We start from the raw sequence: 16421 nt of genomic DNA on the forward strand, positions 1-16421 counted from the left end.
GCAAGTTAATCACTCAAATTGACGATGATTTATTGAAAGCTTATTGTATTCTTAAAGATTATACAAAAGATGACTCTCCTTTTTGGCGTTTCTTATATGGCCACTGGAATCGACATTTTTCGGCTGAAATCACAAATTTAGTAAAGAAAATTGAGTATGGGAACATTACCTCCCTGCCTCAATTGTTGTTTGAACTGGAGCAAATCCCTTTACAAAATTTCGCTGGCTCATTAAGCAGAAGATTAGCTTTCTTAAGCTATGCACCTAAAGAGACAATTTCCTTTAGTGATGATCCAACGCATTTGGAGATGGAAACACTGGCCTTATGAGGATTCTAATTGATGACTAATTTTTATGTTTGCCTCGATGTGACGTCTGATGCTTCTCAGGCTACCATTAAAAATGCTTACCAGCGTCTACTCATGCGCCACCAGCAAAACGATGATACTGGTTGTGAGTTTGAGTTAATCCAGGAAGCCTATGACACCTTAAGTGATCCAAAAAAGCGAAGACTTTATGATATTTCCTTGTGGGGCTCAGACGCTGCACATTATTTGCGATTTGAACGCGAGGGGCTTCGCTTTGCGTTAATCACCAACCCCCAAAAATGTAATTACTATGACTACGTTTCTGCTGTATTTCGATTGCCAGAACAGGAAAAGCTAATACCAGGAACAAATCCACCTCGTATCTTCTGGGAAAAATTAGATTATGTTGCTTTTCGTTTGTATGAAAGAGAAAATTATTTAAAGCGCTTCCCCAAGTTAAATGCCAAGCAAAAAAATGAACTTGAAATTATTAACTTAAATACAGAGTTAATTATTGCGGTTTCATTGATATTATTTAATAGTCCAAGAAGAAAACAATTTTATGATTTATCTCTTGGAATTATTCATAATTCTGAAATGGCTGAAATCGAGAATCGTATAGGTGGGCGAGAGAACTTAATTAAACACATTGAAAGAGATCCTGAAATAGATATAGCCATAGGTGTTTTGGCACTTCAAAAGGCCAACCTATTAAACCCTGAAAATTTTTTGAAGCTCAGCCAATCAAAAGGTAAATTGATATCAATTTCTTTAGTTCTGCAAGATTTACACCAAGCAGGCATTTTAACCCAAGCCAATTTCGAACTTTTATTGCAACATGAAAAAAATGCTCTTGATTATGAAATTGGGTTAAGTCGCATGGGACGAGTTGGGCTTGTCAATCAGAAATTTTACGAAGTATTAGTTCATACAAATCAATTCGCCGGGGAAGTAGGCACTGCCTTAGAGGATTTATCCGTCCTAGGTATTTTTAATGAACTTACCTGGCAAGTCATTGCTTATAAAATTCCAGGAGCGGGTATCTGGGAACCTCTTCGCCAGATGCAAGAGGAAGGTTTTTTTACAAAGGAAGACTCCGAGGCCTTTATGTGGAGCGGACCTGAAGAGCTTCATCTTTTAACACATGCAATAGACGAGATGTTTACCCATGGACTAGTGGTCTTAAATTCCGACTATGAAAAAGGCAAAGAGGCAATGGCATTGGCGTTTTCTTTGAAAAAAGAGTTAAAGGCTTTCTTTGAACTTGAACCCCATGAACGTGAGGCTGGTAAAAAACAATTTAAAGACTCTTTCTTAAAAACACTTCACTCCAAAGATGAGATAATGTCCTCCCATCGAACACGGTGGAAAATGATTATTGCGAATATTGCGATTGCTTTTACAGGCATTGGCTTATTTGCTTTGGGAATCCATTATTTCCGTAGTGGCCATGCCTTCTTTGCCAAAACCAAACGACAAGAATACATGGACAACGTTGAAAACGCATATGAATCAACAATTAAAGGCGCCTCACAACACTAAAAGGTGGTTTTTCCTCACCATCCATTCTTTTGGGGACTCACGTTGAATTAAACGGTTAAAAGAGAGGAAAAACAATCGACAACTTTTATAAAAACCCCAAAACCCTTGTGGATATTGATGCCGTTGCGCGGAATCGAACCGCGGACCTATTGATTACGAATCAATTGCTCTACCGACTGAGCTACAACGGCGCATCGTTATTATACTCAGAGAGGAATGTGGTGCAAGGTATTTAGGAGGCTTGTAAGGGCTTTTGTTTTAGCACCACACCTACGGTCCAGTCGCTGTTTTGGTTGGGAGCCATTAGGTTGATTTCTTGTTGGGGCTGCAGGCCGTAACCCTCGACGATTAAAGCGTAGTAGTAGGCTGGGAAAAGGCAGTAGCCGTAGAGGTAATCGTTATTCGGGTATTGGGTAATTAAGGTGGACCAGTCCTGATGGCAGACTTGGGCGTTGGCTTGCTCAAGTAAATCCTGGCTGCTGAATCGGCTTTCAAGTTGAAAGGGTTTGCTGCGCGTAAGATCAGCCATACCGCCGATGACAAACCAGTTAGTTATCGGATTGGCTGTCATAACGGGTTGTACGACGCGGTTGACGCGATGCACTGAATTCATTAAATAAGCCACATCACTTTCACAAGAATAGGCATCCCCTGCTGCTGGTTGACCTGTAGGAAGCTCATAATTGTTGGCAAAGCAAACAGACTCATCCAGAAACTGATGGGTTACTTCCGTTTGACCTAGTCCCAGGAAGCTGTGCACAAAGAGAGTCAAATGACGACCGTAAATATCAATTTGCTGTAAGTCTTGTGCGTTAATGCCCTCTGTTTTTTCCACAGGAAAGATGATTTGTACGGAAGCACCGCCCATGTCCATCACCCCTGCTAATTCTTGGCTGGTAGAATCGAGGGCATCTCGCTGGTAATTCACCGCTAACCACCCCAAAAGGCCTTCCTCTGTACCGGTAATTGTTCTGGCTTGTTGTAGCTGCCAGCCAACCTGATTAGCAAACCATGCCTGTAACAAACTATAAAATTGTTGTTGCTTGGGTTTTGGCAATAAGCGCATGCCTGCTGTCGCATAAAAATAAACGGGTAAGTTACTTTCAGGCGCGCCAGAAAATAAGGTGGTTAAATAAGCATCAATGGTTGGGGCATTTGCCTCAATGGTAGCAAATCCTGGCTTAATTTTTTTCGACCATACTTCATGGACATTAATCGGACTTTGCGTGCTGTCGAAATCATAGGAGTAAATGTGGACGCGAGAACCTGTGCTGCCAGCATCAACCACAGCAACACATTGGTGTTGCTGGCAATCGCTGTCTGCTGCATCGACGTTAGAAGTGATTAATACCGCGATAAGTGAAACCCACAGAGCTATGACTCGCATGCAACAAACCCGTGTTTAAAAAGGTCTTCATGATACATTATGTATATTTTATTGTCAATGAGCATGGATTGAGGACAATTTTTAGTCACTATTGAATGCTTTATAACAAGTTGGTTTAACCTTATCAGATTTTTCGGATAATCGTAGTGTTACCATTCCACAGTCTGCTGTATTAACCACTTTTACGTGTTGTTGCGTAAAAGTACGTAATGTCTTTTCGTGCGGAAAGTGATAACGATTATCAAATCCTGCGGATATAACGGCAAATTGCGGCGAAACTTGTTGAATAAAGGGGAGAGATGAAGACGTTTTACTACCGTGATGTGGTACAACCAAGACTTGGGAAGCAAGCTGTTGTTTGTAGGTTTTTATCAAATAGTCTTCGGCCAACCGCTCTATATCACCGGTTAACAAAATGCGTTCTTTATCATTGCCAATTTGCAAAATGCAAGAATTATTATTTTTGTTTTTAAATCGCTGATGAATTCCTAAAAAATGAAAAGAAACACCATCCCATTGCCAGGATGGATAAGAATGACAATTTTTTCCGCGATGATAATAGGACACATTATTCACCAGAAGTTCATCCACTGGATAGCTGTCTTCAAGAGAAGCAAGGCCACCACGATGGTCCAAATCGGGGTGACTAATAATGATTTTATCTAGTTTCCTTATACCTAACGTCTTAAGAAAGGGAATAATTGCCAGTTTTGCCATGTCTCCCCCTTGATAAAATTTTACCCCGGTATCATAAACAAGTGTATGCTTGGTTGTTCTTACAATTACAGCCAGCCCCTGTCCCACATCAAGAATATTAATCTCGGCCTCCCCTTCCTTTACCTTAGGATATCCTGGATATAGAGCGGTAAGACTCAATAGGACCATTGCAGGAAAAAATGACCTTATTGGCAAAAATAAGCCTAATAACATGACTAACATTAACGCCAAAGGTGACAAAATACTGTTAAAGGAAAAGTTCAAATTAATGAATGCTAGAGAATCAACCCATTTTAGAAAATAAAGCAACCCCTCAATCATTCCATGCACGGGCATTAAAAGCCAGGCATTATCTAAATACTGCGCTGCCAGCAAACTTAAGAGTGAGGCAGGAACAATTAGAAAACCTACCAGAGGAATAGCAACCAAATTAGCGAGAAGACCATTGATTGCCCCATATGAGAACCAATACAAAGTGAGCGGCATAAGCCCAAAAAGACAAACAAGCTGTAACACGAAGCTCTTTTTAAACCCCATTACCCTTACTCGCTGACTCCCTAACAATAAACTAGCTACAGCAAGAAAGGATAAATAAAATCCAGGGAGTAAAACATCATGTGGCTCAAAAAGTAATACTGCCAATAAACCATAGCGCCAGGCTTGCCAGCCAATAAAACGATAACTTAAAAAATTTTTCAATAGCAGTAAAAAACAGGCAATTAATGAACGTTGGGCGGGCGGTGCGAATCCGGCCAATAGCGCATAGGTTGTAGCCATCAATAAGGCTGCGACAGAGGCAGCCTGGGGTGCGGGATAGTAAAGGCACAACCAGGCACTTCGAGTCCACAACCAACGCATTATTGCAAATCCTAGGCCTGCCACTAACCCAATATGCGCGCCCGAAATCACCATTAAATGAGTCGTTCCTGTCCGCCGAAACAAATCCCACTGCGATTTATCAATATGGTTGGTTATACCTAGTGTTAATGCTTCAAAAACCCCCAGACTTTTCCCTTCCGGCAATAATTTAGCCAACTTTGCAGCAAGTTGCTCCCGAAAGCTTAAAAGACTGGATAATTGACGAGGTTTTACCAACTTGGCTGTATGCGGTTTAATATATCCTGTCCAATAGATATGACGAGCTTTTAGCCATCTAACATAATCAAAACCCCCAGGGTTACCCAAATTTACCGGTTTTTTTATTTTTGCGTCAAAGCGCCAAAAATCGCCCACTTTAAATAAGGGGCAGCGATTATAACAAGCAAGCAACAAGATAGAGTGCGCAAGTTTATTGTTAAAACTTCTCAATTTAAACTGAAACTGGGATTTAGAATTTGTTATCGTTGGGATTGAGACAATCTCACCTTCCAAAACAGCATTCGGGATAACACGAACTTCCTTTGGCATGCCAAGATCTGCCATCCACCATTGATGAAAACATCCCCACAATAAAGCTGCAAAAAACCAACAGGGAAAACTCACTCGTGGTGAGAGAAAAAAAGCAACCACTACCAATAAAACGGCATAGACTGACTTTGTATAAAAAAAGGCCGTCCCTGCAAAAAAACAGAGAATTTCCATATTTCCATTGGACTTGCAAAAAAAAGCTACTTTATCGGAATCAGTCTCTACCTACAAGCCTATTTACTTAAGTGAAGATAGGGATGTCGTTATTGTTTATTCAGTAAAAATTTATTTGAAAACCTAGCAATAACAAGCAGATTCCAATACGATAAGACTAATCGGCGGTGAAAAGGATCTCTCCATGATGATTTCAGCTTTAAATGAAAGCAATACTGATACTCGCGTCGCAATTACTCCAAATGCAGTCAAGCATTATTTAAAGATGGGGTTAGATGTCGCGATTGAAACGAATGCAGGCCTTGCTTCAGGTTTTAGTGACGCAGCCTATCAGGAAGCCGGTGCTACTATAGTCAGTGACCGAAAAGCAATGCTCAGCACAGCCAATATTCTAGTTTGTGTTAATGAACCCACACCTAAAGAATTAACAGGTATTAAGCCTAATACCCTCCTCATTGGCCATATCGATAATGAACCTTCAGGTAGTTTATTGCCCTGGGCTTGCAAAGAAAAAATCAGCCTTTTCTCAATGAACTTGATCCCTCGGATAAGTCGCGCACAAAGCATGGACAGTTTGTCATCACAAGCTAACCTCGCTGGTTATCGGGCAGTACTTGAGGCAGTATCTCATTTTAAACGTGCTATCCCCATGATGATGACGGCAGCAGGCATGATTCATCCGGCCAAAGTTTTGATTCTTGGTGCTGGTGTAGCCGGTTTACAAGCAATTGCTACGGCGAAACGCTTAGGCGCTGTGGTTTATGCGTTTGATGTACGACGTGCCGCTAAAGAACAAGTGGAAAGTTTAGGGGCTGAATTTATTGAAGTTACTGCCGAGCAGGATGCAGAAACCCAGGGGGGGTATGCAGGTGAAACGAGTGAGGAATACAAACGCTTGCAAGCTGAACTAATCGACCAGTACGCCAGACAAAGCGATATCACCATTTCAACAGCATTAATTCCAGGGAGGCCTGCACCAATCTTGCTTACCAAAAATACTGTCGAGCATATGAAACCCGGTTCTGTGATTGTCGATTTAGCGACATCACGTGGTGGCAACTGTGAGGTCAGTGAAAAGGATAAAACGATTAAACACGGTGAAGTGACTATCATTGGCAATAGCAACATGGCAGGACTGATTCCTGCAACAGCCAGTGAACTTTATGCCACAAACTTGGTTAATTTAATTCGGCTGATTGTACCCTCCCCTACCGAGCTGTCTTTCAATGCGGAAGATGAAATTATTAAACAAGCCATGCTTTGTCATGACGGACGACACATGCCATTTAAGGAAACACAATATGCCTGATATAAATACGCTGGGTAATCCCTATATCGCCATTTTGACTATATTTGTTCTAGCCTGTTTTGTTGGATATTATGTGGTCTGGAAGGTAACCCCTGCATTGCATACACCACTTATGTCAGTTACCAATGCCATTTCGAGTATTATCATCCTTGGTGCTTTGATTGCAACAGGTGCCCAATATACAGGAACAATTACTTGGCTGGGGGGATTAGGAATTTTTATCACGGCTATTAACATTTTTGGTGGCTTCGTTGTCACGCAACGTATGTTACGTATGTATAAAAAATAGTGTTTGTCAGAGGTTATTCAAAACACCAACGTTATTATTTAGGATATTGTCTATAAGGATGAACTTATGACTTCTTTGTTCCCGTTTCTTTATTTGGTTGCTGCGATATGCTTTATTCTCGCCCTGAAAGGTCTGGCTAGTCCTTCTACCGCTCGTCGTGGAAACTTGCTTGGAATTTTAGGGATGGTGATAGCCATTGGCTCCACATTAATGATGCCCTCTGTACACCATCATTGGTTACTTATTTCTTTAATTATCGCCGGTGGTATTATAGGTACTATTATTGCCCTTAAAATTAATATGACGGCTATTCCACAATTGGTCGCCGGCTTTCACTCACTCGTTGGTCTTGCAGCCGTACTCGTTGCTTTTTGTGCTTATTTGGCACCGGCTTCCTTTCATATTGGAGTGCCTGGAGATATACATCTAACCAGTTCAATTGAAATGAGTCTCGGACTTGTCATCGGGGCCATCACATTTTCAGGTTCTGTGATTGCCTTTCTAAAGTTACAGGGAATAATGTCTGGGCAACCAATTCGTTATCCAGGACAGAAAATAGGGAATCTGGTGATCGCCTTGGCAATTCTTACGCTTCTCGTGTATTTTGTGAAGAGCCAATCACTGCCTGTTTTTCTTACAATGGCCCTGCTCTCTTTCCTAATCGGCTTTTTACTAATTATCCCCATCGGCGGCGCTGATATGCCAGTTGTTATTTCCATGTTGAACTCATACTCTGGATGGGCCGCAGCTGGTATTGGCTTTACCTTAAGCAACCATCTATTAGTTATTACCGGAGCGCTGGTTGGTGCAAGCGGGGCTATTTTAAGCTACATCATGTGCGTCGGGATGAATCGTTCCATTATCAATGTCATTTTCGGAGGTATAAAAAGTGCTGATTCAAGTAACAGTGCCGTTGACCGCGATAATCAGCAAATTCATCAAGCCAATGGGGAGGATGCCGCATTTCTCTTAAGCAATGCCAAGGATGTAATTATTATACCCGGTTATGGTATGGCTGTTGCTCATGCTCAACATGCGGTGAAAGAATTGGTTGACGCCTTGGAAAAGCGTGATATACGCGTTCGTTTTGCGATTCATCCAGTTGCAGGTCGCATGCCTGGTCATATGAATGTACTGTTGGCGGAAGCGAATATTCCCTATGATCGGGTATTTGAACAAAGTGAAATTAATCGCGATTTCGGTACAGCCGATGTTGCTTTCGTGATAGGTGCCAATGATATAACCAATCCAGCAGCTAAAACAGATCCCAGCTCACCCATTTATGGTATGCCTGTATTGGAAGTAGAGAAGGCGAAAACTGTTTTATTTGTCAAGCGCAGCCTCTCACCCGGTTATGCAGGTGTTGAGAATGATCTCTTTTTCCGTGATAACACTTACATGCTGTTTGGTGATGCCAAAGCAATGACCGAATCAATTGCCAAAGCCTTGGAAGCAGCGTAAGAACTCTCGGTAGCCTTGATGAAGCGACAGTGTAATCAAGGTTATCACTTCGGTTAATCATTCCTCCCTCTAGCCAGTAATTTTTCACCTCGTTGCTATGGCCACAAAATAAAGGTATCTTAATTCCTTTTCATTAGGAGACTTTTATATGTTACGAAAGCTTGGTTATAGCTTGTTTTGTGCGGGAGTATTATTCAGCGCAAATGCTTTGGCTATCAATCACAATCTTGCTGCAGGCATTAACGTCGAATACGAACTGGCGCCTAACACGCCTGAAGAATTTATAAACTCCTGGTTTTGGTCAATTACATCAACCTGCACTATCCGTACGAAAGATGCCAGAGATACTATTTTTGTTGAAGCATTAAAGAAAACAGGCAAAATCAATAACATCACCCTTTCCCAAGGAGACACACTACTCGTTGAAGTCCATTCCGGTGATAAAGTGGTGATCACTGCCGATTCGGGAAGTAAAGTGCGATTAACCAACCAAGGGCAAAGTACTGTTTTCGCAGATTGCACCACCTAACATTGTATTACCCTAGGAAGGAGAATCCTCCTTCCTTTTTTTTCCATCAATGTTCTCGTGTTGCTGCAAACTCAATTTTAGGATAACGCTCTTGAGCCATTGTTAAATTTACCTTGGTAGGGGCAAGATACATTAATGAATCACTACCATCCAAAGCTAGATAATCATAAGCCTTCGTACGAAATTCAGACATTGCTTTATCATCGTCGGAATAAACCCAGCGCGCGCAGCTCACGTTAACTGTTTCATAAATACAATCCACTTTGTATTCATGTTTTAAACGATGTGCGACCACATCGAACTGCAGTATACCAACCGCGCCTAAAATCAATTGATTGCTGTTTAAAGGCCGGAATACTTGGGTTGCTCCCTCTTCAGAGAGCTCAATAAGCCCTTTTAATAAGGCTTTACTTTTTAAAGGATCCTTAAGACGCACAAGACGAAAAAGCTCCGGTGCAAAATTAGGAATACCGGTAAACTTTAAATGTTCTCCTTGCGTAAACGTATCACCTATGCGAATGGTGCCGTGATTGTGTAAACCGATAATATCACCCGCCATCGCGATTTCAGCATGGGCTCGATCACCTGCCATAAAGGTAAGCGCATTGGCAATTTGCACTTCCTTGCCAATGCGTAAATGCGTCAGTTTCATTCCCTTTCGAAACGTTCCGGAACAAATGCGTAAAAAAGCGATTCTGTCTCGGTGTTTAGGATCCATATTCGCCTGAATTTTAAAGACAAAACCACTAAATGCTTCTTCCTCTGGTTGAACTTGTCGTTCAACAGACGCACGTGGCATAGGTCCAGGTGCATATTCTGCAAAATCATCTAAAAGCTCTTTAATACCAAAATTATTGATAGCTGAGCCAAAATACACTGGTGTTAATTTGCCAGAAAGATAATCATTAATATTAAACTCATGAGAGGCACCTTTAACTAGTTCGATTTCATCTCTTAACTCTTGGGCCATATTGCCAAGCAGTTCATCAAGCGCGGGATTGTCCAAACCTTTAATGGCTTGCGCCTCTTGTTTCTGGGTGTTTTTTCCAGCTTGGTATAAATAGACTGTATCCTCATATAAATGATAAATACCTTTGAAGCGTTTTCCCATTCCAACTGGCCAGGTAACAGGTGCACATTGAATACCAAGCACGGTTTCTACTTCATCCAGCAAACTGATAGGTTCTCGTCCTTCACGGTCTAATTTGTTAATGAAAGTCATGATTGGCGTATCTCTTAATCGACACACTTCCATTAGTTTAACCGTTCGTTCCTCGACCCCTTTTGCAACGTCAATGACCATCAATGCCGAATCAACCGCGGTTAACGTACGATAAGTATCTTCAGAGAAATCTTCGTGTCCAGGCGTATCCAGCAAGTTCATCACATGCTGATTATGAACAAACTGCATTACCGAGGTTGTAATGGAAATCCCCCTTTCTTTTTCCATTTCCATCCAGTCAGAAGTCGCATGTCTATCTGCTTTTCGTCCTTTAACGGTACCGGCAAGCTGGATAGCACCTCCGAATAGTAACAACTTTTCAGTGACGGTGGTTTTACCCGCATCGGGGTGGGAAATAATAGCGAAAGTACGCCTTTTGGAAAAATCCTGGTAAAAGTCAGCCATAAAAACCTGCTAGTGCACGAAGTAAGTGCATTTTAAGTGAATCAATAAAAACAGACTATTTTACTATGGAATATAGATGCTATAAATATATTTATGAAAAAAGCTGAAAATGGAAATGGTAGCCAGGCTACCACTCCATAACACGTTGGTAATCCGTTTATTTTTTTGGCACATAATGTTCCTGAATTGCCTTAGCAAATTCATCTACGGCGGTCATTTCTTTAGACGGTTTAAACATGCCCCAGGTTGTTATACCACCTGCCAGTATTCCTGCAGAAGCGCAAGTACTAGCTGTAGCGACAGCAGCCATCTGACCACCTATCAGACCAGTAATAAAAGCGCCAGGACCAGCCCAAGCCCCCGCAGCTACACCAATTAAGAAACCTACGACACTGGCCAAGAGCGTTACAATGACTGCAGCGGCAACGCCAAAAACAGCTTTTATGACGTTTGGATGTTGCCCCTCCAAAGTGTCGTGACAACCTTGAACAAAACTATTTATTAGTGTCTCAATGCTTTTCCTGGACAAATTCTTTTTATTTAGCTTTTCTTCAAGTCGACTTAATTTCTTTTCTATAAATTTCTTCTTTTCTTCAGGCAAGTGTTCTAAAGCCATTAACAATGTCTTTTTTGCGTTAACAAAAATCGAATCTTCTGATTTCTGCTCGGATGTAGTTTCTTCTGTTATGCTATCTGCAATTTTCTTATCGAATGAAACACCAGACTCCCCAGACGATTTAACATCCTTTTCATCTGTTTCACTAGGTCTAGCTACATCAGCCTTTTTTACTAGTGAGCGAAGCAGATAATCCTGCAATTCCTTAATGTTGTCTTCTGCTGAGGATATTAAAACTTTATTGTCAATTGTTAAGCCCAATTCTATAAGGCTATTTTCCAATTCTATCAATGCTTCTTGAGAATTCTTGCATTGGTCGCCATGGGTGCCAACTAAAATCACTTTGCCATTAGGATTTGCAGCTCGATATAAATCCAATTCGTTTTTAACTTCCATTTCACCCTCTTCATCAAACCCTGTCCTTAAATCCACACAATAAAGAAGAAAAGCCTGCTCTTTATAAAGCGCCCTCCGAATACTGGGAAGCTCTCCTTTACCATTCGTATCTTTTACCTCCAAAGTGACACCCTGTCCCTTAAATGCATGTCTCAACGTTTGGATACCCACTGTAGGTCGTAGTTGTCGTGGTACCTTTTGCTCTATCAAGCGCGTCGCAACCTGTGTTTTACCCGAACCGGTTTTACCCAACATCATTATTTTTAAAATGCTCATTTTTAATCCTGAAATAAATTTGCGTGCTATTCTATAGGAACTTACTTAATAATTTCTTAAGTTAAAAAAGTATTTGACGGAAAATTTAATGAAATTGGTTTGAGCATATGACTCAAACCAAAGGAATTAAGGTAGTATAAGAACTAAAATATACACGTAGTCCTTGAAGAAGGGGAAGTACACTCATAAATTTTCGCATAGAAAAATATAGAATCTCATCGTTGCGAGCGTCAGCCAAGCAACCTAGGTAAGATCGTTTATTATTATTCAGCAAGTAGCCTGGTTGCTTGCAACTGTCTCTTGATCACATCTTTTCCGACGCCCCGCGGCTTGTGTACAGCTAAGGGAGATAGGTAACACTTGGAACGGGACATAGGTAACACTTATTGGAAGTTAGGGACTAGAGTCTTATTGAAAAGCTGCAAATTATCTTTATTCAATCTTGCCCACCTACCGCGACTCATTCGCGGTATCCAGAAATCGAAGTCAGGCACTAGAACCTCATGGATACGGCGGACAAGAAGAAGTATAGGGATAATTACCTCAAAATTAAAAGTGAAAGGAAGACGTATTAAATTCTGTGAGAAGCCGAAGAACATTCATCACACGCCTCTGCAACAGCCGTAACAAGACTAGCGACAGGTCTTGTAACTAAACTTAAAAGGCTAAAAATCGGGTTAAGCACGGCAGAAAGCAAGGAAGCAACTGCATTTACGAAATGTTCTTTCATATCCCAAAGTTCGCTTCTTGTCTTTGAATCTGCCAAATTTGGGGTACTCTGTTGATTATGAGACCAGACGTGGAGTGCATTTACGAAAGAAATCACCATGTTGGTAAGAGAAATAGCCACGTCAAGTAAAAAACCAGGTATTAGCAAAACATCAATCACTGGATTGACAAGATAAGCCAGGAAATCTGAATGTTTACCCCCCAGTCTTTTTGTGGCTTGAATAGGTTTGAATACAGTGAAAAAGCGATTTTGTAATGGTGTGAATTGGTCATCATTTAAAATAGCCGGTATACCTTTTGCCATTATTACTCCAAAATAAACATTTAAAAATGTTGCTCATTTTACCTATCTTTTTTATAACCACAACCCTTTTTGGATAAATAACGAACAAGCCTGAAAATTGGGATTTCCTATTCTTCATCTATAAAGAATGTAGTCTTGAGACAGCTCTTTACTAGTCGGCAATAAAAATTAACTGTTCACGACACTCAAAATAATCTGCTACTAAAGCAGAGGTTACTTTATCCAGGCTTGAAGGTTGCCAGCGCGGCGACCTGTCTTTATCAACCAATAAAGCCCTTACCCCTTCATAAAAATCGTGTTCACGCATGAATTGATTGACCAGACAGTAGTCCATAGCAAGGCATTCTGCCAAAGATTTGTTTTTTGCTTTATGGATTTGAGCCAGAGTGACTTTCAAACTCAGGGGAGCTTTATGTTTTAAATTATTTAAAATGGTTATAGCCCACTCCTCACCTTCATCTTTCAAAGCTGAAAAAATAGCCTCTACCGTTTGTTGTGAAAAACAGCGCTTAATTGCTGCCAGGTTATCTGTAATAAATGCTTTTTCATGTTCCATAGCGAACTCTTGCAAGCAAGCATCCACTTGTTGATGCGCATCTGCCGATAGATCCAAAGACGCTAAACGTTTTATAAATTCCTGCATTTTATTAGCCGGGATAATTTGCTTGATTAAACCCAACTTATAAGCTTCTTGTGCCTTAAGCCGATTGCCTGTTAATCCTAAATAAATACCTGTTGCATCTGGACAACGGGCAAGCAGATAACTGGCACCTATATCAGGGAAAAAGCCGATTCCTGTTTCAGGCATGGCGAAAACAAAATTTTCTGTCGCAATGGGATGGGAACCATGAAGGGAAATACCTACCCCACCCCCCATCGTGATCCCATTCATTAATGAAATATAGGGTTTTTTAAAATGATGAATGTAATGATTCAGGCGATACTCATGCCAGAAAAATTGCATCTGCTCAGGAGCCTGATTTAAACCCGCCTCATACAGCCAGCGTACATCGCCACCAGCACAAAATGCTTTCTCACCTTCACCTTGTACAATAACAGCATGGATGTCTACCTCTTTTTCCCATGCCAGTAATTGTTGCTGCATCGCCTTAATCATATCGAGCGTTAAAGCATTCAAAGCCTGGGAGCGGTTTAACGTTATCAAGCCTAAATGTTCTTCACGTGTGAAGACTATATCTGCCATCCTTTATTCCCCTTTGAAATTTGCTTTTCGTTTGGCTAAAAAGGCTGCAACTCCCTCCTGCTTGTCGGCAGTTGCACAAACTTTAGCAAAATGCACAGCCTCAAGATGAAGAGCATCGGTTAATGATAAATCATAACCATGGTCAATGGCTTCCATTACACTGGCTAGGGCAAGAGGGGCCATAGATAAAATAGTTTTCAAGAGTTGTTTACCTTGACTTATCAGGGCTTCCGGTGCAACTACCTCACTCACTAATCCCCAGCTTAACGCCGTCTCTGCATTAATAAAGCGGCCTGTTAAGCACAAATCCATCGCGCGTCCTTTTCCGATTAAACGGGCTAATCGTTGTGTACCGCCGTAACCAGGGATAACACCCAGTTTTACTTCAGGCTGTCCAAATTGGGCTGCTGTTGAGGCTATCCTCATTGTTGCTGAAATAGCCAACTCACAGCCGCCACCAAAGGCAAATCCATTAATGGCAGCTAACGAAGGCTTGCCTAACGTTTCCAGTTGTCTAAATACCTCTTGCCCTTCGCATGCAAATTGATAACCAGTCTGTGCGTTGCATTCAGCTAAACGTGAAATATCCGCACCGGCACAGAATGCTTTCCCTGCCCCTGTCAACAAAACTGCTTTTACTTTTTGATCCTCTTTAATGGAGGAAAAAATTTCGCTTAAGGCGCGTAAAACGTCTGTACTTAATGCATTTAATTTCTCTGGACGATTTAAGGTCAACGTTAATATGCCATCGTTATCTAATTCTTTTTCTATTAAATTCATGCTAAAAAAACTCCTGTTAGTAATATTATTTTTCAATCCATACGATTACTGTTATTCAATTAAATAGTCGTCGTCAAGCGAGGCCTTGGCAATAATTTCCCGCATAATTTCATTCGTACCTTCAAGAATTTGATGCACCCTCAAATCACGGAAAATTCGCTCAATTTGATAATCATGAAGATAGCCATAACCCCCGTGGATTTGCATGGCTTTATCACTAATACGAAAAGCAACATCGGTAGCTAACCGTTTAGCCATGGCACAATACATGGGTGCATGAATATCATTTTTATCCAGGGCATCTGCCGCACGGTATACCATTAAACGCGCCGCTTCAAAATCCGTCAGCATATCTGCAAAATAGAAACGCAAGGCTTGCATTTGTGTTAGCGGTTTGCCAAATTGCTTCCTCTCATGCATATATTGTTGTGTTAAACGCAAACACGCTGTTGCACCGCCTAAAGAACACGCTGCAATATTCACACGTCCTCCATTTAAGGCGTTTAAAGCAATTTTAAAGCCCATGCCTTCTTCACCAACCTGATTAGCGATGGGTACACGACAATTTTCAAAATAAACCATACAAGTAGGTTGATTGCGCCACCCCAATTTTCTTTCTAACTTACCAAAGCTTAAACCAGGCGTATTTTTTTCAATTAATAGGGAAGTAATCCCATGATGGGTGTCTTCACCTGTTCTTACCATGCATAAATAGACATCACTAATACTGCCACCGGAGATAAACGCTTTAGAACCATTTAGGATATAGTAATCCCCTTCTTTCACTGCCCTCGTCTTTAATGAAGCTGCATCTGAACCTGCCTCAGGCTCTGTCAAACAGTAACTTGCTAATACGTCCATTGAGGTTAAACGAGGACCCCATGTACTTCGCAAAGGCTCTTGCGCGTATCGATCGATCAATGAGGCCACCATATTATGGATAGATAGATAAGCGCTGGTACTTACACAGCCAGTGGCAAGCTGTTCAAAAATAATGGCAGCGTCTAGCCGCTTTAAATTTGCGCCCCCAATATCTTCAGCAGAAACCATACCAGCCATCCCTAGTTGTGCTGCTTCACGAAAAATATCAACCGGAAAATGATAATGTTCATCCCATGAAGCCGCATTAGGAGCTAACTTATTGCGTGCAAATTCAGCAGCCATATCACGAAAAGCCAGGTGCTCTTCACTGAATTTAAAATCCATAGCTATCCTTATTTGATTGAGTGCTTACCTGAATAGTGTAAACCATAACACAAATTTAGCTTGTCAAACGAGTCTAATTCTAGCTCGCACCACGGCTGCCTCTATTAAAATTTAAACCACGTATAAATAATATTTATGATGGATTAATAAAGAATGCTAT

At 41.1% G+C, this 16421-nt stretch carries 14 protein-coding genes and 1 tRNA gene; 6 read left to right on the plus strand and 9 right to left on the minus strand.

The window, feature by feature from the left end; genetic code table 11:
• On the plus strand, nucleotides 1-329 hold a 329-nt coding region (locus tag Ljam_RS15320), incomplete at its 5' end, for a DUF5617 domain-containing protein (protein WP_058448944.1).
• A 12-nt stretch (nucleotides 330-341) separates the two neighbouring features.
• Entirely contained in the window at nucleotides 342-1850 is a 1509-nt protein-coding gene (locus Ljam_RS04505) for a J domain-containing protein (protein ID WP_058448945.1), read from the plus strand.
• Nucleotides 1851-1968: 118 nt separating this feature from the next.
• Here Ljam_RS04505 and Ljam_RS04510 read toward each other — a convergent pair.
• The 3 genes from Ljam_RS04510 to Ljam_RS04520 form a co-directional block, all read right to left on the minus strand.
• A tRNA-Thr gene (locus Ljam_RS04510) sits at nucleotides 1969-2041 on the minus strand.
• A gap of 41 nt (nucleotides 2042-2082) precedes the next feature.
• Nucleotides 2083-3237, minus strand: a complete 1155-nt coding sequence (locus Ljam_RS04515; RefSeq protein WP_058448946.1) for an acetate and sugar kinases/Hsc70/actin family protein — start codon at nucleotides 3235-3237, stop codon at nucleotides 2083-2085.
• Nucleotides 3238-3318: 81 nt separating this feature from the next.
• Nucleotides 3319-5535: a DNA internalization-related competence protein ComEC/Rec2 gene (locus Ljam_RS04520; protein ID WP_058448947.1), complete on the minus strand. Its 2217-nt coding sequence runs from the start codon at nucleotides 5533-5535 to the stop codon at nucleotides 3319-3321.
• A gap of 184 nt (nucleotides 5536-5719) precedes the next feature.
• Between Ljam_RS04520 and Ljam_RS04525 the strand changes: the two genes are divergently transcribed.
• From Ljam_RS04525 to Ljam_RS04540, 4 genes are all read left to right on the plus strand, one after another.
• On the plus strand, nucleotides 5720-6844 hold the full coding sequence (locus Ljam_RS04525) for a Re/Si-specific NAD(P)(+) transhydrogenase subunit alpha (protein WP_058448948.1): 1125 nt from the start codon (nucleotides 5720-5722) through the stop codon (nucleotides 6842-6844).
• Nucleotides 6837-7133: a proton-translocating transhydrogenase family protein gene (locus Ljam_RS04530; protein WP_058448949.1), complete on the plus strand. Its 297-nt coding sequence runs from the start codon at nucleotides 6837-6839 to the stop codon at nucleotides 7131-7133. Before Ljam_RS04525 ends, Ljam_RS04530 begins: the two co-directional genes overlap by 8 nt.
• A 66-nt stretch (nucleotides 7134-7199) precedes the next feature.
• On the plus strand, nucleotides 7200-8594 hold the full coding sequence (locus tag Ljam_RS04535) for an NAD(P)(+) transhydrogenase (Re/Si-specific) subunit beta (protein ID WP_058448950.1): 1395 nt from the start codon (nucleotides 7200-7202) through the stop codon (nucleotides 8592-8594).
• Between the two features lie 148 nt (nucleotides 8595-8742).
• Entirely contained in the window at nucleotides 8743-9123 is a 381-nt protein-coding gene (locus Ljam_RS04540) for a hypothetical protein (protein WP_058448951.1), read from the plus strand.
• Between the two features lie 46 nt (nucleotides 9124-9169).
• Here the strand turns inward: Ljam_RS04540 and Ljam_RS04545 are convergent, their stop codons facing one another.
• The 6 genes from Ljam_RS04545 to Ljam_RS04570 form a co-directional block, all read right to left on the minus strand.
• A complete protein-coding gene (locus Ljam_RS04545; protein ID WP_058448952.1) occupies nucleotides 9170-10750 on the minus strand; it encodes a peptide chain release factor 3 in 1581 nt (526 codons plus the stop codon).
• Between the two features lie 157 nt (nucleotides 10751-10907).
• Entirely contained in the window at nucleotides 10908-12038 is a 1131-nt protein-coding gene (locus Ljam_RS04550) for an ADP-ribosylation factor-like protein (RefSeq protein WP_058448953.1), read from the minus strand.
• Nucleotides 12039-12609: 571 nt separating this feature from the next.
• On the minus strand, nucleotides 12610-13071 hold the full coding sequence (locus Ljam_RS04555; protein WP_058448954.1) for a hypothetical protein: 462 nt from the start codon (nucleotides 13069-13071) through the stop codon (nucleotides 12610-12612).
• A 151-nt stretch (nucleotides 13072-13222) separates the two neighbouring features.
• Nucleotides 13223-14275 carry an enoyl-CoA hydratase/isomerase family protein gene (locus Ljam_RS04560; protein ID WP_058448955.1) on the minus strand — a complete coding sequence of 351 codons (1053 nt, stop codon included), beginning with the start codon at nucleotides 14273-14275 and terminating at the stop codon, nucleotides 13223-13225.
• A 3-nt stretch (nucleotides 14276-14278) separates the two neighbouring features.
• Nucleotides 14279-15055, minus strand: coding sequence for an enoyl-CoA hydratase/isomerase family protein (locus Ljam_RS04565; RefSeq protein ID WP_058448956.1), 777 nt, complete (start codon nucleotides 15053-15055; stop codon nucleotides 14279-14281).
• A gap of 51 nt (nucleotides 15056-15106) precedes the next feature.
• Nucleotides 15107-16261 (minus strand): acyl-CoA dehydrogenase family protein, encoded by a 1155-nt coding sequence (locus Ljam_RS04570; protein ID WP_058448957.1) that lies wholly within the window; start codon nucleotides 16259-16261, stop codon nucleotides 15107-15109.
• Between the last annotated feature and the right edge of the window lie 160 nt (nucleotides 16262-16421).

It is taken from the genome of Legionella jamestowniensis (assembly GCF_001467745.1).
GTDB lineage: Bacteria > Pseudomonadota > Gammaproteobacteria > Legionellales > Legionellaceae > Tatlockia > Tatlockia jamestowniensis.